Origin of the sequence: Methylobacterium sp. CCH5-D2 (assembly GCF_001556475.1) — a bacterium.
Classification (GTDB): Bacteria; Pseudomonadota; Alphaproteobacteria; order Rhizobiales; family Beijerinckiaceae; genus Methylobacterium; species Methylobacterium hispanicum.
Window position 1 is genome coordinate 1 of sequence record NZ_LSIX01000730.1, and the last position, 17,184, is coordinate 17,184.

Annotated in this window: 23 protein-coding genes and 1 tRNA gene; 18 read left to right on the forward strand and 6 right to left on the reverse strand. The window is 72.8% G+C overall.

Translation table 11 applies throughout. The features are described 5' to 3' along the window. From minC (AX737_RS19270) to minE, 4 genes are all read left to right on the forward strand, one after another. A partial coding sequence (gene minC / locus AX737_RS19270) for a septum site-determining protein MinC (RefSeq protein ID WP_066924191.1) occupies positions 1 to 624 on the forward strand: 624 nt, incomplete at its 5' end. Positions 625 to 1,005: 381 nt separating this feature from the next. Beyond that, complete coding sequence (minC, locus tag AX737_RS19275; RefSeq protein WP_066924229.1) at positions 1,006 to 1,620, forward strand: septum site-determining protein MinC; 615 nt, start codon at positions 1,006 to 1,008, stop codon at positions 1,618 to 1,620. 12 nt (positions 1,621 to 1,632) lie between these two features. Continuing rightward, entirely contained in the window at positions 1,633 to 2,448 is an 816-nt protein-coding gene (gene minD / locus AX737_RS19280) for a septum site-determining protein MinD (RefSeq protein WP_066924193.1), read from the forward strand. Then, positions 2,445 to 2,732, forward strand: coding sequence for a cell division topological specificity factor MinE (minE, locus tag AX737_RS19285; RefSeq protein WP_066924195.1), 288 nt, complete (start codon positions 2,445 to 2,447; stop codon positions 2,730 to 2,732). Before minD ends, minE begins: the two co-directional genes overlap by 4 nt. Positions 2,733 to 2,818: 86 nt before the next feature. On the opposite strand, the gene AX737_RS19290 is transcribed toward minE, so the two are convergent. Then, positions 2,819 to 4,207 (reverse strand): cytochrome P450, encoded by a 1,389-nt coding sequence (locus AX737_RS19290; protein WP_066924197.1) that lies wholly within the window; start codon positions 4,205 to 4,207, stop codon positions 2,819 to 2,821. Positions 4,208 to 4,322: 115 nt separating this feature from the next. Between AX737_RS19290 and AX737_RS19295 the strand changes: the two genes are divergently transcribed. Next, a complete protein-coding gene (locus AX737_RS19295) occupies positions 4,323 to 4,667 on the forward strand; it encodes a DUF167 domain-containing protein (protein WP_245293478.1) in 345 nt (114 codons plus the stop codon). A 26-nt stretch (positions 4,668 to 4,693) separates the two neighbouring features. Here AX737_RS19295 and AX737_RS19300 read toward each other — a convergent pair whose 3' ends face one another. Further along, positions 4,694 to 5,770 carry a tartrate dehydrogenase gene (locus AX737_RS19300; protein WP_066924201.1) on the reverse strand — a complete coding sequence of 359 codons (1,077 nt, stop codon included), beginning with the start codon at positions 5,768 to 5,770 and terminating at the stop codon, positions 4,694 to 4,696. 96 nt (positions 5,771 to 5,866) lie between these two features. After that, the gene (locus AX737_RS19305) at positions 5,867 to 7,555 is read right to left on the reverse strand and encodes a chloride channel protein (protein WP_238230716.1); all 1,689 of its coding nucleotides are present in this window, start codon (positions 7,553 to 7,555) and stop codon (positions 5,867 to 5,869) included. A 367-nt stretch (positions 7,556 to 7,922) separates the two neighbouring features. Here AX737_RS19305 and AX737_RS19310 point away from each other — a divergent pair. The 5 genes from AX737_RS19310 to AX737_RS19330 all read left to right on the forward strand — a co-directional run bounded on the left by AX737_RS19310 (position 7,923) and on the right by AX737_RS19330 (position 10,161). Next, positions 7,923 to 7,999, forward strand: a tRNA-His gene (locus tag AX737_RS19310). A gap of 220 nt (positions 8,000 to 8,219) precedes the next feature. Further along, complete coding sequence (locus AX737_RS19315; protein WP_066924203.1) at positions 8,220 to 8,912, forward strand: MgtC/SapB family protein; 693 nt, start codon at positions 8,220 to 8,222, stop codon at positions 8,910 to 8,912. Between the two features lie 73 nt (positions 8,913 to 8,985). Further along, a complete protein-coding gene (locus AX737_RS19320) occupies positions 8,986 to 9,219 on the forward strand; it encodes a hypothetical protein (RefSeq protein ID WP_066924233.1) in 234 nt (77 codons plus the stop codon). A 17-nt stretch (positions 9,220 to 9,236) separates the two neighbouring features. Then, entirely contained in the window at positions 9,237 to 9,491 is a 255-nt protein-coding gene (locus AX737_RS19325; RefSeq protein WP_066924206.1) for a hypothetical protein, read from the forward strand. Between the two features lie 127 nt (positions 9,492 to 9,618). Next, positions 9,619 to 10,161 (forward strand): DNA-binding protein, encoded by a 543-nt coding sequence (locus AX737_RS19330; protein WP_156453841.1) that lies wholly within the window; start codon positions 9,619 to 9,621, stop codon positions 10,159 to 10,161. 10 nt (positions 10,162 to 10,171) lie between these two features. Here AX737_RS19330 and AX737_RS19335 read toward each other — a convergent pair whose 3' ends face one another. Together AX737_RS19335 and AX737_RS19340 are read right to left on the reverse strand one after the other, a co-directional pair. Beyond that, positions 10,172 to 10,414, reverse strand: coding sequence for a hypothetical protein (locus AX737_RS19335; protein WP_066924210.1), 243 nt, complete (start codon positions 10,412 to 10,414; stop codon positions 10,172 to 10,174). Positions 10,415 to 10,535: 121 nt separating this feature from the next. After that, on the reverse strand, positions 10,536 to 10,802 hold the full coding sequence (locus tag AX737_RS19340; protein WP_156453842.1) for a hypothetical protein: 267 nt from the start codon (positions 10,800 to 10,802) through the stop codon (positions 10,536 to 10,538). A gap of 114 nt (positions 10,803 to 10,916) precedes the next feature. Here AX737_RS19340 and AX737_RS19345 point away from each other — a divergent pair, with 114 nt between their 5' ends. The 5 genes from AX737_RS19345 (at position 10,917) to AX737_RS19365 (ending at position 13,585) form a co-directional block, all read left to right on the forward strand. Beyond that, complete coding sequence (locus AX737_RS19345; protein ID WP_066924213.1) at positions 10,917 to 11,660, forward strand: autoinducer binding domain-containing protein; 744 nt, start codon at positions 10,917 to 10,919, stop codon at positions 11,658 to 11,660. Between the two features lie 160 nt (positions 11,661 to 11,820). Beyond that, a complete protein-coding gene (locus AX737_RS19350) occupies positions 11,821 to 12,453 on the forward strand; it encodes a GNAT family N-acetyltransferase (RefSeq protein ID WP_066924216.1) in 633 nt (210 codons plus the stop codon). A 23-nt stretch (positions 12,454 to 12,476) separates the two neighbouring features. Beyond that, positions 12,477 to 12,716 carry a hypothetical protein gene (locus tag AX737_RS19355; RefSeq protein WP_066924218.1) on the forward strand — a complete coding sequence of 80 codons (240 nt, stop codon included), beginning with the start codon at positions 12,477 to 12,479 and terminating at the stop codon, positions 12,714 to 12,716. Between the two features lie 102 nt (positions 12,717 to 12,818). After that, positions 12,819 to 13,037: a hypothetical protein gene (locus AX737_RS19360; RefSeq protein WP_082773151.1), complete on the forward strand. Its 219-nt coding sequence runs from the start codon at positions 12,819 to 12,821 to the stop codon at positions 13,035 to 13,037. A 47-nt stretch (positions 13,038 to 13,084) separates the two neighbouring features. Then, positions 13,085 to 13,585, forward strand: coding sequence for a hypothetical protein (locus tag AX737_RS19365; protein ID WP_066924220.1), 501 nt, complete (start codon positions 13,085 to 13,087; stop codon positions 13,583 to 13,585). A gap of 43 nt (positions 13,586 to 13,628) precedes the next feature. Here AX737_RS19365 and AX737_RS19370 read toward each other — a convergent pair whose 3' ends face one another. Next, positions 13,629 to 14,072: a DUF488 domain-containing protein gene (locus AX737_RS19370; protein ID WP_066924222.1), complete on the reverse strand. Its 444-nt coding sequence runs from the start codon at positions 14,070 to 14,072 to the stop codon at positions 13,629 to 13,631. A gap of 198 nt (positions 14,073 to 14,270) precedes the next feature. Here AX737_RS19370 and AX737_RS19375 point away from each other — a divergent pair, with 198 nt between their 5' ends. The 3 genes from AX737_RS19375 to AX737_RS19385 form a co-directional block, all read left to right on the forward strand. Further along, on the forward strand, positions 14,271 to 15,134 hold the full coding sequence (locus tag AX737_RS19375) for a GH25 family lysozyme (RefSeq protein ID WP_066924225.1): 864 nt from the start codon (positions 14,271 to 14,273) through the stop codon (positions 15,132 to 15,134). 188 nt (positions 15,135 to 15,322) lie between these two features. Then, positions 15,323 to 16,078 (forward strand): Crp/Fnr family transcriptional regulator, encoded by a 756-nt coding sequence (locus AX737_RS19380; protein WP_066924227.1) that lies wholly within the window; start codon positions 15,323 to 15,325, stop codon positions 16,076 to 16,078. A 129-nt stretch (positions 16,079 to 16,207) separates the two neighbouring features. Next, positions 16,208 to 17,184: PAS domain-containing protein (locus AX737_RS19385; RefSeq protein ID WP_245293479.1), on the forward strand; the 977-nt coding region annotated here is incomplete at its 3' end.

The following is a 17,184-nucleotide window of genomic DNA, read 5'->3' on the forward strand; positions in this document are numbered from 1 at the left end:
GAGCTCGACGCGCTCGGGCGCCGGGCGCCGGCCTTCTTCGCCGGGCGCCCGGTGATCCTCGACCTCACGGGCCTGCGCCTGACGCGGGCCGACCTGGAGGAACTGGTCGCGGATCTCTCCGCCCGCGACATCGCGATCCTCGGCGTCGAGGGGGCGCCGCCCGGCGTGCTCGGCCCCGGCCTGCCGCCCGCGCTCTCGGGCGGCCGCCCGGCCGGCGAGGTCGCCCCGCCCGAGGGCGATGCCCCGGCCGCCGACGCCGCACCCGACGCGGCGGCGCCGCCATCCCCCGCCCGCTCGCTGATCCTCGACCAGCCGGTCCGCTCGGGTCAGACGATCCTGCATCTGGAGGGGGACGTGATCGTGATGGGTGCCGTCGCCTCGGGCGCCGAGGTGATCGCGGGCGGCTCGATCCACGTCTACGGCCCCCTGCGCGGGCGCGCGATCGCGGGTGCGGCCGGCCATGCGGGCGCGCGGATCTGGTGCCGCAAGTTCGAGCCCGAGCTCGTCTCGATCGACGGCCTCTACAAGGCGGCCGACGACCTCGACGCGGCCTTCCGCGCGCAGGCGGTCGAGGTGCGGCTCGTCGAGGACGCGATCCGGCTGGCGCTGCTCGACCGGGGGTGAGATGGGGGCGCGGCGCATCCTGCGCCTCGCATGGCGGCGCGCTCCCGCGTCGAAGCGGGCGATGCTCTATCGAAGGTCACCGCCGTTTTCCCGGACGCCCGGAGCGTCAGCGGAGGGTGATCCGGGAAAGCGGCGGCGTTTCATCCGCCGAACTCGGCGAAGCTACGCGGCAGACCGTTCGTGTCGACGCCCGATCCAAGGATCCTCGCATGAAATGCGCACAGGATCCCGGACCTTAACGCTTCGGTAACCATGTCGGCCGTCAATGATCCGGTAAGGAATCGTTGAGCCGTGACCAGCCAGACCCTTCCGGACTCTCCCACACCCCGCCCTCCCGCCTTCCGCGGGCGCGCCTTCAAGGCGCTGGCGCTGACGCCCGAGATGCCGCTCGCCGACTGGTTCGCGGGACTCGACGCGGCGCTCCGGCGGTCGCCGACCCTGTTCGACGGCCGCGCCGTGATCCTCGACCTCGCCGGGCTCGAGCCCGAGCCGGAGGCGCTCCGCACGATCCTCGCGGATCTGCGCGCCCGCCGCATCCGCATCCTCGGCCTCGAAGGGGCCCAGGAAGCGTTCGGGGTCGCCGACGACGGCCTGCCGCCGCTTCTGGCGAACGGCCGGCCCACGCGGAACCTCGACCTGCCGGCGCTGCCGCCGGCGGAGCCGGAGACCACCTCGCTCACCATCGAGGGCTCGGTGCGCTCCGGTCAGTCGATCGTCCACCGCACCGGGGACGTGACGGTGATGGGCTCGGTCTCCTCGGGAGCCGAGATCCTGGCCGGCGGCTCCATCCACATCTACGGCGCCCTGCGGGGGCGCGCCATCGCCGGCGCCGCCCGCAACCCCCGCGCCCGCATCTGCTGCCGCAAGTTCGAGCCCGAGCTTCTCGGGATCGACCGCCTCGTCCGCACGGCCGAGGACATGGGGTCCCATCTGCGCGGTCGACCCGCGCAGATCTGGCTCGATGGCGGCGCTATCCGAATGGCAAGCTTGGATTGAGGAGGAACGAGAATGGCAAAGGTTCTCGTCGTAACATCGGGTAAGGGTGGCGTCGGCAAGACGACCACCACCGCGGCCCTCGGCGCCGCCCTGGCGCAGTCGGGCAAGAGCGTCTGCGTCGTCGACTTCGACGTCGGCCTGCGCAACCTCGACCTCGTGATGGGCGCCGAGCGGCGCGTCGTCTACGACCTCATCAACGTGGTCAACGGCGACGCCAAGCTCCCGCAGGCGCTGATCAAGGACAAGCGCCTCGAGACGCTGCACCTGCTGCCGGCCTCCCAGACCCGCGACAAGGACGCGCTCACCGACGAGGGCGTCGCCCGCGTGATGGAGGAACTGCGCGAAAAGTTCGACTGGGTGATCTGCGACAGCCCGGCCGGCATCGAGCGCGGCGCCCAGCTCGCCATGCGGCACGCGGACGTGGCGGTCGTGGTGACCAACCCCGAGGTCTCCTCGGTGCGCGACTCCGACCGGATCATCGGCCTGCTCGACTCGAAGACGGTGCGCGCCGAGAAGGGCGAGACCATCGACAAGCACCTGATCCTCACCCGCTACGACCCCAACCGGGCCGACCGCGGCGACATGCTGAAGACCGAGGACGTGCTGGAGATCCTCTCGATCCCCCTGCTCGCCATCATCCCGGAGAGCCAGGAGGTCCTCAAGGCCTCGAACGTCGGCTGCCCGGTGACGCTCAACAACCCGCTCTGCGCCCCGGCCCGCGCCTACGCGGACGCCGCCAAGCGCCTGAACGGCGAGAGCGTCCCGATGACGATGCCGACCGAGCGCAAGTCCTTCCTCGACAAGCTCTTCATGCGGAGGGCGGCATGAACCTGCGCGGCATCTTCAAGCAGCGGACCTCCAGCACGGTCGCCCGCGAGCGGCTGCAGCTGATCCTGGCCCACGAGCGCGCGGAGAGCGGGCGCCCGGATCTCGTGATCACGCTGCGCGAGGAGATCCTCGCGGTGATCGCCAAGCACGTCGCGGTCGAGCGCGACAAGGTGAAGATCACCCTCGACCGCGGCGAGGGTGTCTCCACCCTCGGCGTGGACATCGAGCTGCCGCTCAACTCCTCCGCGAAGTTCGCGGCGGAGAAGGAGAAGAAGGCCGCCTGAATGGACGGTCGGGGAACGGCCTGACGCCCGCGGATCGCTCTCGATCCGCGGGTTTTTTTCGTTGCGGGGCTTCTCCCGCCTACCGGCTAGCGCCGCGCCTCCAGCCGGAACGGCGGCGTGTGCTCGGGCTGGGTCGTGACGACCGCGGCCGGCAGGATCGGCCGCGGGTCGATCGGGCTGATCCGGAAGCGCCCGACGATGCGGGCGAGCGCCAGCACCGCCTCGGTCAGCGCGAACTGCGCGCCGATGCAGACGCGGGGCCCCACTCCGAAGGGCAGGTAGGCGTAGCGCGGCACCGGGGGGGCGCCCGGCAGGAAGCGGGCCGGATCGAAGGCGTCCGGGTCGCGCCAGAAGCGGCGGTGGCGGTGCAGAACCCAGGGCGGGATCGCCACGATGTCGTCGGGCGCGATCGCGTGCGCCCCGATCCGGTCGGCGGCGACCGCGCGACGCACGATCAGGAAGGCCGGCGGGTAGAGCCGCAGGGTCTCGTCCACCACCGCGCGGGTCAGGGGCAGGCGGCCGTCGCTCGCGCAGCCCGCCGCCTCGGCGAGGTCGGCGCCCCGTGCCTCGGCCGCGACCCGCTCCTGAAGCTCGGGCGCGAGCGCCAACATGTAGAGCGCCCAGAACAGCGCGACGGCGGTGGTCTCGTGCCCGGCCAGGATCATGGTGGCGACCTGATCGCGCAATTCGCCGTAGCTGAAGGCCGCGCCGGTCTCGGGGTTGCGCACGGCGATCAGGATGTCGAGCAGGTCGCGGGCCTCGCGCGGGGCGGCCTCGGCGGCGCGTGCCGCGATGATCGTGTCGAGGAAGGGCGTCCAGCGCCGCCGGAACAGGGCGCGCGGCAGGTCGAGGGGGGCGGGCCAACCCAGCGGGATCAGGATGTCGAGGAGATGCGGGCGCCCGATCCGCACCGAGTACTCGGCGATGAAGCGCCGCAGCTCCGGCCCGTGCCGCTCCATCGCCACCGAGAACATGCTGCGCCCGGCGATCTCCAGCGCCAGCCGGTGCAGGAAGCCGAACAGGGCCACGGGCCCGCGCGCGGCCTCCGCCGTGAGCTCGGCCATCCCGTCCTCGATCGCCGAGGCGATGTGGGGCGCCAGCCGCTCGATCGCCTTCGGGGTGAAGGCGGGGGCGAGCGCCCGGCGCTGGTGGCGCCAGGCCGCGCCCTCGCTGATCAGCAGGCCGTCCCCGAGGATCGGGCGCAGGATGCGCACCGAGCCGGAGGTGCGCAGGTAGTTCGCCTGATTGTCGACGAGGATGTGCCGGATCGCGTCCGGGTCGCAGACCGTGAAGCTGCTCCGGCCGAGAACCCGGCGCTTCGTAACCGGCTCCTCGTAGGCCGAGGACGGCCAGCCGAGGAGCGCGTTGGCCCGGAGCGACTGGATGTAGGGGATCAGGGGCAGTTGGCGCGCGGCCGGCTCCCGCCGCGGCGGCACCAGCCGGGGTGCGTCGAGGAGTGCCTCACGCGCGTTCATGCCGCCTCCGGGCTCCGCCCGGGTCGCCGGGACGGCCGCTTGATGCCGGAGCGGGGAACCCGTGTAAACGGCCCGGCCGCGGGGCGGGTCCGCGCCGCGGGACTGGCGGGAGGATATGATGCGCGACGTGTCGCCGGGGATCACGCCGCCCTACACCAGGGACGTGCGCGGCCTGCGCCTCGCCGTACGGGTGACCCCGCGGGGCGGGCGCGAGGCGGTCGCGGGGGTCGTCCACGACGCGGAGGGACGTCCCGCGCTCGCCGTGCGGCTCGCCGCGCCTCCCGTCGAGGGCGCGGCCAACGCCGCGCTCGTCCGCTTCCTCGCCGCCGTGCTGGATCTGCGCCGGGCCGACGTCACGATCCTGTCCGGCTCGACCGGGCGGCAGAAGATGCTGCATCTGGCGGGCGATGCGGACGCGCTGGCAGGAAAGCTCGACGCGCTGCTGCGCGCGGCCGGGTAGGCTCCTGCCCCGCGCCCGCGCCGCCCCTAACCCAGCGCCTGCTCGACCGCCTTGCCGCAGGTCTGCGTGTCGGCGTTGCCGCCGAGGTCGCGCGTGCGCAGGGTCCGCTCGGCGAGCACCCGCTCGATTCCCGAGACGATCTCGGCGGCGGCTTCCCGCTCGCCCAGATGCTCCAGCATCATCGCGCCCGACCAGATCTGGCCGATCGGGTTGGCGATGCCCTGGCCGGCGATGTCGGGGGCCGAGCCGTGCACCGGCTCGAACACCGAGGGGTGGAGCCGCTCGGGGTTGATGTTGCCCGAGGGCGCGATGCCGATCGTGCCGGTGCAGGCCGGCCCGAGATCCGACAGGATGTCGCCGAAGAGGTTGGAGGCCACCACCACGTCGAACCGGTCCGGGTTCAGCACGAAGTGCGCCGTCAGGATGTCGATGTGGTACTGGTCCCAGGTCACGTCCGGGTAGTGCTCGGCGACCGCCCGCACGCGCTCGTCCCAGTAGGGCATCGTGATCGAGATGCCGTTGGATTTCGTGGCCGAGGTCAGGTGCCGGCGCGGGCGCGTCCGGGCCAGCTCGAAGGCGAATTTCAGGATCCGATCGACGCCGTGACGCGTCATGATCGTCTCCTGCAGGGCGAACTCGCGGTCCGTGCCGGCGAACATCCGTCCGCCCGCGTTCGAGTACTCGCCTTCCGTGTTCTCGCGCACCACCCAGAAGTCGATGTCGCCGGGCTTGCGGCCGGCGAGCGGGCTCGGCACGCCGGGCATCAGGCGCACCGGGCGGAGGTTGGCGTACTGGTCGAACTCGCGCCGGAACAGGATCAGCGAGCCCCAGAGCGAGACGTGGTCGGGCACGCGCTCCGGCATGCCGACCGCCCCGAAGAAGATCGCGTCGTGCGATCCGATCCGGGCCTTCCAGTCCTCGGGCATCATCCGCCCGTGGCGCTCGTAGTAGTCGCAACTCGCGAAGTCGAACCAGTCGAGCTCGAGCGCGAAGCCGTGGCGTCGGGCGGCCGCCTCCAGCACCCGCACGCCCTCGGGCACGACCTCCTTGCCGATGCCGTCGCCGGGGATCACCGCGATGCGGTACCTGCGCGCGCTGCCCATGCCGTCCTCCGATGCGGGTGTTGTATCTTCTGGTTGTGGCCGGATGAGCCTGCACGCCGTCCCGGTCAACGGGGCGGTCCGTCGGGGCGCTGACAATCAGCCGGGTTCCCCGGCGATCGTGCGGCGCTGGCGCTCCAATTCGTCGCTGTAGCGCTTCAGCGTGTGGCTCTCGGTGAGCATGCCGATGACGCGGCGCTGCTCGGGGCCGTCGAGGACGGCCAGCGCCTCGCTCTCGCAGCGGTCGAAGGCGGCCGAGGCCTCCTTGGCGTTCATCTCGGGCGTCAGGAAATCCTGCGGGTGGCGCAGCACGTCCTTCAGGGTTCCCCCCGCGCCGCCCGCGTCGCGCAGCGCCGCGTGGGCCTCTGGCACCAGCACGATCCCGGCGTAGCGCTCGGCCGCGTCCACCACGATCACCCGCGAGGGCGAGCCGATCGGGTGGGCGCGCAGGAAGCTCGCCAAGGGCGTGTCGAGGCTGACCGGCCGGACGTCGCGCCGCATCAGCCGCCCGACCGTGAGGGTGCGGATCCAGCCGATGTCGTGCGCGCTGCGGATGCTCTCGCCGCGCAGGTGGAAGCGCCAGGTGGCGAAGGAGTAGCCGAAGGTCTTGCGCACGGTGAGCGAGGAGGCGATCACCGCCGCGAGCACGAGCCCGGTGATCGGCAGCGAGCCGGTCACCTCCAGCGCCAGGAACGTCATGGTGAGCGGACCGCCGATCACCGCGACCGCGAGCGCGCTCATGCCGATCACCGCGTAGGCGAGCGGCGTGAGACCGAAGCCCGCGAGCGCCGGCACCGCCATCGGCGCCAGGATCGCGAAGAGCTTGCCCGCGAGCGCGCCGAGGAAGAGCGAGGCGAAGAACAGGCCGCCCCGGAAGCCCGAGCCGATCGAGATTGCCGAGGCGGTGGCCTTGGCGGCGAAGAGCAGGCCGAGCGCCAGGACGTCGTAGCCCTGCGCCGTCGCGGCGAAGTGCTGGTGCAGCGCGCCGTGCCCGCCCGAGAGCACCTGCGGGGAGACCGCGAGCGCGAGCGCGCCGACGCAGAGGCCGCCCAGCGCCGGCGCGGCCGCCCGCGGGATGCGGCTCGCCTGGACCAGCCGCTCGACCAGGGTGACGCCGCGCATGATCAGGATGCCCAATCCCGCGCAGAGGAGGCCGAGGGCCAGGCTCGGCAGGATCTCGGCACTGGTGACCTGCGAGGTGACAACCGCCTGCATGTTCTCGAAGGCGACGAGCGGCTCCGTCTGCACGATCGCCTGCGCGACCAGGCTGCCGCAGAGGGCCGCCACCACGACGGGCGTCAGCGTCGCGATCGCGTAGGTGCCGATGATCAGCTCGAAGGCGTAGAAGGCGCCGGTCAGCGGCGCCCCGAAGGCGGCCGCGATCGCGGCCGCGGCCCCGCAGCCGACGAGGGTGCGCAGGTCCGCGCGCCGCATCTCGAAGCTGATCCCGAGCCGCGAGCTGATGCCGGCGCAGATCTGGGTGTAGCCCGCCTCGAGTCCCACCGAGGCCCCGGAGCCGTTCGAGACCACGTTCTGCAGGGAGACCCAGAGGCTGTCGCGCAGGGACATCCGGCCGCCGTGCAGCGCGTTCGCCTCGATCGGGTCGATGGCCGCGCGCCGCATCGCCCGGAAGCGGCCGACCGCGAGGATCAGGAGGCCGAGCACCGCGCCGCCGAGGCAGGGCGCGAGCAGCAGCGTCAGGGGATCGATCCCGGCGCTCGCGCTGAGGCGCGCCCCCGCCGGCAGCCCGTAGAGCAGCTCGCGCAGGCTCTGCGTGGCGATGTTCATGGCCGAGACCACGAGCCCGCTGAGGCAGCCGGTCGCGGCGGCGAGCAGCACCAGCCCGGCCTCGCTGCGCCGGACGAAGGCGCGCAGGCGCTCGGGCGCCTGGATCCAGGCACGGCCGGCGCGCCGGCCCTCCCCGCCTCGGCCCTCGCCGCCGCGGGGCGGCTTCGCCGGTGGGGCCGGTCGCGCCGCGGGCCCGGCCGCGGCGGCCGGCACGCGTCTGCGGGTGCTGCGCTGGCTCACGCCTCTGTTCCTAGGGCGCGGGCGCGCCCCGATCCACGGGGCCTGCGTTCTTCGCACAACAAACCCGGCCCCTCGCCCCGACAACCCGCTTGAAAAGCCCGGCGGCTCGGGATAGATCGCAGCCAGTGCCGCCGTAGCTCAGTTGGTTAGAGCACCAGATTGTGGATCTGGGGGTCCCCCGTTCGAGCCGGGGCGGTGGTACCATCGAATTGCAGGATGGGATGCGGGGTTGGCTTCTTGCCGGCCCCTTGTCGTTTTCCGGCGCCGCGTCGGCCGCGGCGCCGGCCCATCCGGGCCGCGGCCTCGGGCCGATCCTCCACGGCGTCCGTCGGTTTCCGCGTGGTTACGCGGGCGCGCACGCGGCGTTCCGTCTCTGCCGGACCTGCTATGCCGGACCTGCCGGCATCCGCGACGACGAAACGCCATGACCTCCGATCTCGGCTTCGACACCGTCCTGCTCCGCCTCGGGCTGAGCTTCGCCGCCGCGCTCCTGCTCGGCTGGAACCGGGAGGAACTCGGTCATCCGGCGGGCCTGCGCACCCTCGTGCTGATCTGCCTCGCGGCCTGCACCGCGATGCTGCTCGCCAACTGGCTGCTGGCCGGCAGCCGCGGGTCGGGCGAGGGCCTGATGCGGCTCGACCTGATGCGGCTGGCGCAGGGTATCCTGGCCGGCATCGGCTTCATCGGCGCCGGCACCATCCTCAAGCAGGACAACATCGTGCGCGGCGTCACCACCGCGGCGACCGTCTGGCTCGCGACCGTGATCGGTCTGTGCTTCGGGGCGGGTGCGTGGCCCCTCGGGACGGCGGCGACCGGCCTCGCACTCGTGACCCTCCAGGGCCTGCGCCCGGTCGAGCGGGTCCTGCGGCGCCGCAGCTACGGCGCCGTGACGGTGGTGTTCGACCCCGCGCTCACCTCGCACGCCGCGCTCCTCGCTCGCCTGGCCGAGACCGGGTTCAGCGTGCGCTCCACCACCCTCGAGCAGGAGGGCGCGCGCGGTGAGTTGCGCTGCCTCGGCGCGTACGGGGCCGCGATGCCCGACTGGCCGCTCGGCCTGCTCGCCCGGCTGCGCGCGGAGGCGGGCGTCGGCCGCGTGGTCTGGGAGGACATGGCGTGAGGGAGAGCCCCGCGCGGGGCCGGAACGTCTCCCCGCGGGCGCCGGTTGTCCGGGCGAAGGAGACATCCCGATGATGCAGACCAGAACCACGCTGCTCCCGACCCTCGCGCTCGGAATCGCCCTCGGCCTCGGCGCGACCGCGGCGGAGGCCAAGGGCTGCCTGAAGGGCGCCGTGGCGGGCGGCGTCGCCGGCCACATGGTGGGCCACGGCAAGGCCGGGGCCGCCGCCGGTTGCGCGATCGGCCACCACGAGGCCAACAAGAAGAGCCGGCAGCCGGCGCAGAGCGGCCAGCCCCAGGGACTGTGAGCGCCGGGCCGCGGCCGATGCCCCGCTACTTCTTCCACACCCGGATCGGCGCCGACCGGGTCGCCGACCCGGACGGTGTCGAGCTTCGGGACCCGGACCAGGCCTGGGAAACCGCGCGGGATACGGCCCGGACCCTGATGGGGCGCGATCGGGCCGGCCAGTCCCGGCTGTTGGGTGCCAGCCTTGTCGTCACCGACGCGGCCGGCGAGGTCGTGCTGGAATTTCCCTTCGCCGAGGCCGTAGAGCCGCCGGAGGACGAGAACCGGCCCTAGCGGCTCGGGCCTTTATCCATGTCGGCAAAGATCCGATCAGCAGCGCCTCGACAAAACGGCCGCGCTGCTCCATCTCTAGGACTGCGCATTCTGCGCAACATTGATCCACGAGAGACAAATCCCCACGATGTCACGCAATCGCGTGCGGCGGTCCTTCACCGTCGAGACGAAAGCGCGCGGCCGTCAGGCGCCCGCGACCCTGCCCGTGCGTGCGCCGCTGATCGAGCAGCCCTCTCCCGCTTTTCCGAGCCTCGAGGCCGCCGCGCTGTTCGGCGCGGGTCCCGCCCGCCCGGCCGAGGCGGAGACCGCGCCGGTCGGGCGCCCGGCGCCTCGCCGCATCCTGCCGAGCCTGATCGCGGCTCCCGCCGCCGAGCCGGAGGAGGCCGAGGAAGCCGCGTCCGTCGCGCGCGAGCCGCGCCTGCCGCGGGTGCGCCGGGTCAAGCTCCCGCGTACCGAGGCGCCCACGGAACCGGCCCGGGCCGAGCCGGAGCCCGCCAGCCGCCCTGAGGCGCCGCCCGCACCGGTCGATTCGGCCCAGCCGACGTCGACGCAGCCCAGATCGGTCCAGGCGAAGCCCGCCGAGCCGGTCCGCCGCTCCGGCCGCCGAGCCGAGAAGGCGCTGCCGCTGGGCGAGCGCTGGAAGCGGCGCCTGCCGCGGGTCTGCTGGTAGGGAGGGACCCTCAGGGCGTATCGACGCGCTCGATATCGAGCGCGAGGTGGGCCCGCAGGATCACCTCGCGCCGGTCGTTCCGGACCACCGCCAGGAAATCCTGGCGCTCGGGTCCGGGCGCGAGCCCCTGGGCGATCTTGGCCATGATCCGGACGAGCTTGGCCCGAACCTCGGCCTCGTCGGCGAGGTCGAAGCCGACGCCGTCGCGCACGAAGTTCGCGCCGTCGTGCAGGTCGATGAAGAACCGGGCCATCGTATCCGCGCCAGTGTGGGACAATCGCCCACGGCATTAGGGGACGAGGCGCCGGCCCCACAAGGCTCCGGACGGCACAGCGGGAAATGGTCGCGGGCGCGTGAGCCCGGCACGCGCCGGCTCAGTCCTCCCGGTCCTCGTCGCGCCTCAGCGTTCGGATCAGGCCGCGCGCCGCCTCGCGCACGTCCGGCGCGTCGATCGACCGGAACAGGGCGAGCAGTTCGACGAGGTCGTCCGCGGCAAGATCCCGGCCGACGCTCTCACGGATACGACCGTCGAGGAAGATAATCGGATCGACCCGCAGGATGGATGCGATCTCGGCCAGAAGTGTTGCCGTGCGTTCCGACGTGGGGCGAGCTAGCGGATCACCGTCTGGGACATGTTCCACGCACAATCCCCTTGCATCGTTGCCGCCGCGCGGCCGGCTATAGCCTAATCGCGAATCCTCGTCCTATAGATTTGTCGATCCGGGACGCGCGTCCCGCATCCTGCGCGGTCCGGCATGCTTCCCAAGCTCGTCGATCATACCTACGACCTGTTCCGCTCCTTCGATCGCGCGAGCACCGTCGAGGACCTGAACGCCTGCCTGGTCCGGGCCGTGGCGCGCTTCGGCGTCGAGAGCACCTTCGCGGGCGTCATCCCGCTGCCCGGGATCGGCCGCAGCGCGCAGGCCGCCCACGTGCTGATCGACCGGACGCCGCAGGGTTGGACCGACCGCTACTTCCGGGTCGGCCATCTCGACCGAGACCCCACCATCCGGCGCCTCACGACCGACGCGACGCCCTTCCTCTGGTCGGAGATCGAGCCGCTCTACCGCGAGGATCCGGCCGCGCGGCGGGTGATGGACGAGGCCGGAGACTTCCGGCTGCGCCAGGGCTTCACCGTGCCGCTCGTCACGCTGGACGGGCGGGTTGCGGGCTTCAGCTTCGGCGCGGAGCGGCTCGACCTCTCGCCGGAGTTGCGCGGGATGCTGCACCTCATCGCCTCCTACGTCTTCGGCCGTTCGCTGGTCCTCAGCCACGTGGCCGACGAGGGCGGGGGGCGCCCGCCCGTGCGCCTGACGCCGCGGGAGCGCGAGGCCCTGCAATGGGCCGCCGCCGGCAAGAGCGAGTGGGAGATCGGCACCCTGATGGCGATCTCCGAGCACGGGGCCGAGAAGCACCTGCGCTCGGTCCACCGCAAGCTCGGTGCCGGCAGCCGCACCCATGCGGTGGCCGAGGCCTTGCGCCGCGGACTTATAACCTAGAGTGTCTCTTTCGAGCCCGTGATCTGGCTGTGAGAAGCCGTCCCGAGGGCTGTTTTCCTAACATCGAGAGCGTCGCGGGCTGCGGAATGGTACGCGATCGCGGACTGTGAGCTCTCTTCCAGGTTGCGGATAACGGCGATCATCCATCGCGGAGATCGCCATGATCCACATCGTCACGGCCGAGAACACGGCGCGTTACGCCGACGCCCTGGAGCAGGCCTGGCGCCTGCGCCACCGGGTCTTCGTCGAGGAGAAGGGCTGGTCCGACCTCGCCCGCCCCGACGGCCGCGAGATCGACGGGTTCGACGACGCCCACGCGCTGCACATGCTGGCGATCGAGGCGGGCACCGTGGTCGGCTACCAGCGCATGCTGCCGACGACGCGGCCCTACCTGCTCACCGAGGTCTTGTCCGAACTCTGCGAGGTCGAGCCGCCGCGCAGCCCCCATGTCTGGGAGTGGACCCGCTACGCCGTCGAGCGCGGCCACCGGGACCGCGGGCGCATCCTCAGCCCCGTCGGCAGCGCGCTTCTCACCGGCATCGTCGAGTGGGGACTCGAATCCGGCGTCGATGCCATCGTCATCGAGATGAACCCGCTCTGGCTGCTGCGCCTCGTGCAGCTCCATTTCCGGGTGACGCCGCTCGGCCTGCCCCGCCCGATCGCCGGCGAGGACACGGTCGCGGTGAGCGCGGCCTTCGACGCGCGCACCCTGGCGCGCCTGCGCGCCGTCCGCGGCGACGACGCCTCCGTCCTGAGCGCGCGGCCCCCGCGCCCGCTGCGCCTCGCGAGCTGAGCGAACATCCGGGAGATTCCGACATGCCCAAGCTTCGACACGACATCGAGACCGTGCCGGCGGCCGCCGGCGCCGCGCCGGCGGATCCGGGCGCGCAGGCCGCGCTCCGCCGGCTCGCCGAGATCTGCATCGAGGCGCACGGCATCGTCGCCCGCGAGGGGCCGGCGGAGGTGCGTCTGCCGCTCGAGGCGCTCCTCGGACGGATCGGCCGCCGGCTCGGCGACGTCGATGCCGGGGCGCGCGGCGAGGCGGGTGGGGACTGAGCGCCCGGGCCGCGGCACAACCCGGCCGGCGGCGGCGAAACGCTCTGGTAACGGTGCGCGCGCGAGGGTGTGGATCCGTCCAGCACCCTCCGGGACCCGAGCATGATGACGAAGGACCAGCTCGCCGCCGAGCTGAAGCGCATCGCCACGTCGCAGATCAGCGACATCACCCGCGCGGTCAAGGAGGGCCAGAAGTCGATCGCCCTCAACGAGGTGCGCGACATGGCGCACCGCCTCAACCTGCTGGCCGACGCCTTCCACCCGCGTCAGGTCCAGTCCCAGCCGGGCGAGCCCGCCGCCGAGACGCCGCAGGCCGCCTGACCTCCCATCCACCCCGCAGGGCGGGTGCGGAGTCGCGTCCCGCCGGCATGAACAGGGAGCGCCTGATCATGATCCGCGTGTTCTTCAACATCCGCCTCGACGACGCCTACCTGCCGGAGCGCACCGGCCAGTGGGTGGAGGACGAGGCCGAGGCGCGCGACCTCGCGCGCATCATCGTGCGCCGGCTCGTGGCCGATCACGGCGGCGAGCAGCGCCTGCTCAACGCCGAGCTCGCGGTCACCGGCGAGGGCGGCGCGAGCCTGTTCGACGTCTCGTTCTTCGAGGCCCTCTACGTGCCGGTGGCCGCGCCCGGGCCGGTGGCCGAGCCCCTGCGCAGCGTCGCGACGATCCGGCCGCGCCCGCGCCTCGCGAGCCTGCTCGGGTCGTGGCGCGCGCAGGCGCTCGCCCTGGCGGCGGCTTGGCGTGCCCTGGCGGCGGGTTGGCGCGCCCGGGTCGCGGCGCTGCCCGCGCCGCGCGCGCTCCTGGCCGGCCGGCGGGGCGCCGCGCCCCGACCCCGCTTCCGCCTGGGCTTCGTGCACGGGGGCTGAACCGGGTCCTCCCGAAGCGTCTGGGCCCCCGTCGAGCCGGCCCTCAGCCGAACAGGTCCACCGTCGTGAAGCCGCGCGCCGCCAGGCGCTCGGCCAGGACGCGGCGGTGGCACCGCTCCGGGTCGCGCTCGTAGCAGAGCAGGCAGGTCGGCGCCCCCTCCGCCATCTCGGCGAGCGCGTCGAGGGCGAGCCCGCCGTCGGCGGTATCGAGCACCGTCTCGCAGTAGATCCTGCGCATCAGCCCGGCATCGTGGGCGCGGGCCGCCTCGCGCCCGGCCTTGGGCGTGCCGAGCGTCCGCAGATGCGCGTAGCCGATCCCCTTCTCCTCCACGCCGGCCTTCAGGGCGAATTTCGAGAAGCCGCGCTTGCGCGAGTTGGCCACCGCCCGCACGTCGGCGAGGAGCCCGACGCCCGCGTCGCGCAGCGCCCCCGTCAGGCGCTCGGGGTCGATGCCTTCGTAGCCTATGGTGAACAGAGTCTTGCCCAAGGTGCCGATCCGAAGATGCGTGTCCGAACCGGTACTTAAGCCGCCGCCCGCGGCCGCGCAAAGCGGCTCCGCGGCGGCTATGTGTCCGGCCCGCCACGCGTTCCGGAATTCCGCCGCAATGCCCGCAAAGTTCTGTTAACCGCCAGAAGGGCATCGAATACCCCTGTGATTGGCGCATGAGGCGGGTGCGGGGCATCGATGTCGCTGAGGATCTGGTCTTCCCTGACGTCGTCCCGGGCCGCGCGGGGCCGCATCGCGGGCCTCGCCCGCAGGGCCTTCGCCGTGACGGCGCTCGCCGGGCTCGCCGCCTGCGCCCAGAACAGCGACTTCTACCCGACCAAGGGCGACGTGAAGCCCCATCCGGGCGTGGCGCGGGCCAAGCGTCACCCCATCCAGGGCATCGACATCTCCAAGTGGCAGGGGCCGATCGACTGGGCCTCCGTCCGCGCCGCCGGCACGCAGTTCGCCTTCATCAAGGCCACCGAGGGCGGCGACCACGTCGACGAGCGCTTCCGCGAGAACTGGGAGGGTGCGGGCCGGGCCGGCGTGCCGCGCGGCGCCTACCACTTCGTGTTCTGGTGCCGCTCGGCGCGCGACCAGATGGAGTGGTTCAAGCGCAACGTGCCCAACGACCCGACCGCCCTGCCCCCGGTGCTCGACGTCGAGTGGAACGGTCACTCGCAGACCTGCCCGAAGAAGCTCCCGAAGGAGCAGGCGCTGGCCATGACCCGCTACATGCTGGAGGAGATGGAGCGCTACACCGGCAAGCGCCCGATCATCTACACCGACATCACCTTCCACAAGGACGTGCTCGAGGGCGAGCTGCCCGACTACCCGCACTGGCTGCGCTCGACCGCCGCCGAGCCCGAGCAGCGCTTCTCCAACCGCCGCTGGATGCTCTGGCAGTTCACCTCGACCGGCCGGGTGCCGGGCGTGCGCGGCGACGTGGACCGCAACGCCTTCTACGGCACGCAGGCGGAGTGGGCCTCCTTCCTCTCGACGGATTGCGACCCGCGCGACCACTCGCGCCTGTCCTCGCAGGGGCTCTGCACCGGCAAGTAGGCCGGGGGGACGCGGCCGCCCCGCGTCCCGGACGCCGCCGCGTCGAGCCTGGGCCGGGAGGCCGCCGACGCGGACGTGCGTCAGCGGGAGGAAAACTCCGGGATCCGTTCACGGTCTGTCTACAAACAGACAGATTTCGCGCAATCGATGTTGTAGGAGGGCCGGCAATCCCCCGATAGTAACGCACGATGCCGGCCGCGCCTGTTTCTTCGTTCGAGAACAACCAACTCCTCAAGGCGCTGAGCGACGCGGATCGCGACCTCGTCGTCCCGCATCTGGAAGCCGCGACGGTCCGGCGGGGTGAGATCCTGTTCGAGGCCGGGAGCGAGGTGCAGGTCATCACCTTCCCGTGCGACCGAGCGGTCGTCTCGCTCCTGATCACCATGCAGGACGGGCGCCGCGCCGAGACCGCCACGATCGGGCGGGAGGGGGCCGTGGGCGGCATCGTCAGCAACGGCCGCATCCCGTCCTCGACCCAGGCGGTCGTGCAGATCGGCGGCCCGGTCCTGCGCATCGAGTCGGCGCGCCTGCAGGACGCCAAGCGCCGCTCGGCCACGCTGCGCAACCTCCTGAGCCGCTACGGGGACTGCCTGCTCGCGCAGGTCCTGCAATCGGTCGCCTGCAACGCCCTGCACCCGATCGAGCAGCGCTGCCTGCGCTGGCTCCTCACCCTGCAGGACCGGCTCGGCACGGACGAGCTGCCGGTGACCCACGAAACGCTCGCCGCGATGCTCGGCGTGCAGCGCACCTACCTCACCCGGGTGCTCAGCACGCTCCAGGTCCAGGGACTGATCCGGGTCGGGCGCGGGCGCATCCACGTGCTCGGGCGGGCGGAGATGGAGGCCGGCTCCTGCGAGTGCCACGCGGTGGTGCGCCAGCACTACGAGGCGGTGCTGGGCCTGCCCGTGCCGGTGGCGGTGCCCCTCGCCGACGCCGGGCGCTGACGGGCGCGGCATGCCCGCACCGCGACCGCGCCCCTTGACCGGATGCCTGCGCCCGCTAAGGCATCCCGGCCAGTCCGGCACATGCGGGCACCGCGCGCGGGACGAGGCACCGCCGTCCCGACCGCCCCGATGACCGACCGCCCCGCCGACGATGCCCGCGAGACCGGGCGCCTCGACAGCCTCGGCCCGCGCCTCGTGCGCCTGGGCGAGAGCGCGCTCCTCATGCGCCTCGCGCTCGATGCCGGCGATATCGGGATCTGGGACTTCGACCCCGTCGGGGACCGGCTGGAATGGGACGGGCGCACCCGCGCCCTCTTCGGGCTCGGACCGGACGAGCCGGTGAGCTACGCGGGCACGTTCCTGCCGCGCCTTCACCCGCAGGACCGCGACGGGGTGGACGCGGCGCTTCGCGCCGCGCTGCGCCCCGAGGGGACCGGCCTGTTCGAGGCCGAGTACCGCGTCCGACTGCCGGACGAGGCCGCGCCGGGGGACGGAACGCGCTGGATCGCCGCGCGCGGGCGCCACGTCGTCTCGGGCGGCCGGGTGACCCGCATCGTCGGCACGGTGCGCGACATCACGCACCGGATGCGGGCGGCGCTCGCCGAGCAGGCCGTGCGGGAGCGCTACCGCCTCGTCACCCGCGCCACCAACGACGCGATCTGGGACTGGGACCTCGTCGCCGACGCGGTGACGTGGAACGAGGCGCTGACCACCGCCTACGGATGGGAGCTCGACCGGATCGAGGCGAGCGGCGGGTGGTGGCTCGCCCAGGTCCACCCCGCCGACCGGGGTCGCGTCGAGCAGGACATCCGCGCGGTGATCGCGGGCACCGCCGCCGAGTGGGCGCACGAGTACCGATTCCGGCGCGCGGACGGCTCCTTCGCGGAGGTGCTCGACCGCGGCTACATGGTCCGGGACGCGCAGGGGCGCCCGCTGCGCATGATCGGCGCGATGCTCGACGTGACCGAGCGCAACCGCGGCGAGGCCCAGTTCCGCGCGGTCTTCGAGGGCGCCAACCTCGGCATCGTGCAGCTCGACCCGCGCAGCCTGAAGGTGCTCAGGGTCAACCCGAAGCTCTGCGCGATCTGGGGCGCCCCCGCGGAGGC

Excerpts from the sequence above, each read along its gene's own strand:
- minC (WP_066924229.1), top strand. The coding sequence starts at position 1,006 with ATGCCGCTCGCCGACTGGTTCGCGGGACTCGACGCGGCGCTCCGGCGG.
- minD (WP_066924193.1), top strand. The coding sequence starts at position 1,633 with ATGGCAAAGGTTCTCGTCGTAACATCGGGTAAGGGTGGCGTCGGCAAG.
- minE (WP_066924195.1), top strand. The coding sequence starts at position 2,445 with ATGAACCTGCGCGGCATCTTCAAGCAGCGGACCTCCAGCACGGTCGCC.
- AX737_RS19290 (WP_066924197.1), bottom strand. The coding sequence starts at position 4,207 with ATGAACGCGCGTGAGGCACTCCTCGACGCACCCCGGCTGGTGCCGCCG.
- AX737_RS19295 (WP_245293478.1), top strand. The coding sequence starts at position 4,323 with ATGATGCGCGACGTGTCGCCGGGGATCACGCCGCCCTACACCAGGGAC.
- AX737_RS19300 (WP_066924201.1), bottom strand. The coding sequence starts at position 5,770 with ATGGGCAGCGCGCGCAGGTACCGCATCGCGGTGATCCCCGGCGACGGC.
- AX737_RS19305 (WP_238230716.1), bottom strand. The coding sequence starts at position 7,555 with ATGAACATCGCCACGCAGAGCCTGCGCGAGCTGCTCTACGGGCTGCCG.
- AX737_RS19315 (WP_066924203.1), top strand. The coding sequence starts at position 8,220 with ATGACCTCCGATCTCGGCTTCGACACCGTCCTGCTCCGCCTCGGGCTG.
- AX737_RS19320 (WP_066924233.1), top strand. The coding sequence starts at position 8,986 with ATGCAGACCAGAACCACGCTGCTCCCGACCCTCGCGCTCGGAATCGCC.
- AX737_RS19325 (WP_066924206.1), top strand. The coding sequence starts at position 9,237 with ATGCCCCGCTACTTCTTCCACACCCGGATCGGCGCCGACCGGGTCGCC.
- AX737_RS19330 (WP_156453841.1), top strand. The coding sequence starts at position 9,619 with ATGTCACGCAATCGCGTGCGGCGGTCCTTCACCGTCGAGACGAAAGCG.
- AX737_RS19335 (WP_066924210.1), bottom strand. The coding sequence starts at position 10,414 with ATGGCCCGGTTCTTCATCGACCTGCACGACGGCGCGAACTTCGTGCGC.
- AX737_RS19345 (WP_066924213.1), top strand. The coding sequence starts at position 10,917 with ATGCTTCCCAAGCTCGTCGATCATACCTACGACCTGTTCCGCTCCTTC.
- AX737_RS19350 (WP_066924216.1), top strand. The coding sequence starts at position 11,821 with ATGATCCACATCGTCACGGCCGAGAACACGGCGCGTTACGCCGACGCC.
- AX737_RS19355 (WP_066924218.1), top strand. The coding sequence starts at position 12,477 with ATGCCCAAGCTTCGACACGACATCGAGACCGTGCCGGCGGCCGCCGGC.
- AX737_RS19360 (WP_082773151.1), top strand. The coding sequence starts at position 12,819 with ATGATGACGAAGGACCAGCTCGCCGCCGAGCTGAAGCGCATCGCCACG.
- AX737_RS19365 (WP_066924220.1), top strand. The coding sequence starts at position 13,085 with ATGAACAGGGAGCGCCTGATCATGATCCGCGTGTTCTTCAACATCCGC.
- AX737_RS19375 (WP_066924225.1), top strand. The coding sequence starts at position 14,271 with ATGTCGCTGAGGATCTGGTCTTCCCTGACGTCGTCCCGGGCCGCGCGG.
- AX737_RS19380 (WP_066924227.1), top strand. The coding sequence starts at position 15,323 with ATGCCGGCCGCGCCTGTTTCTTCGTTCGAGAACAACCAACTCCTCAAG.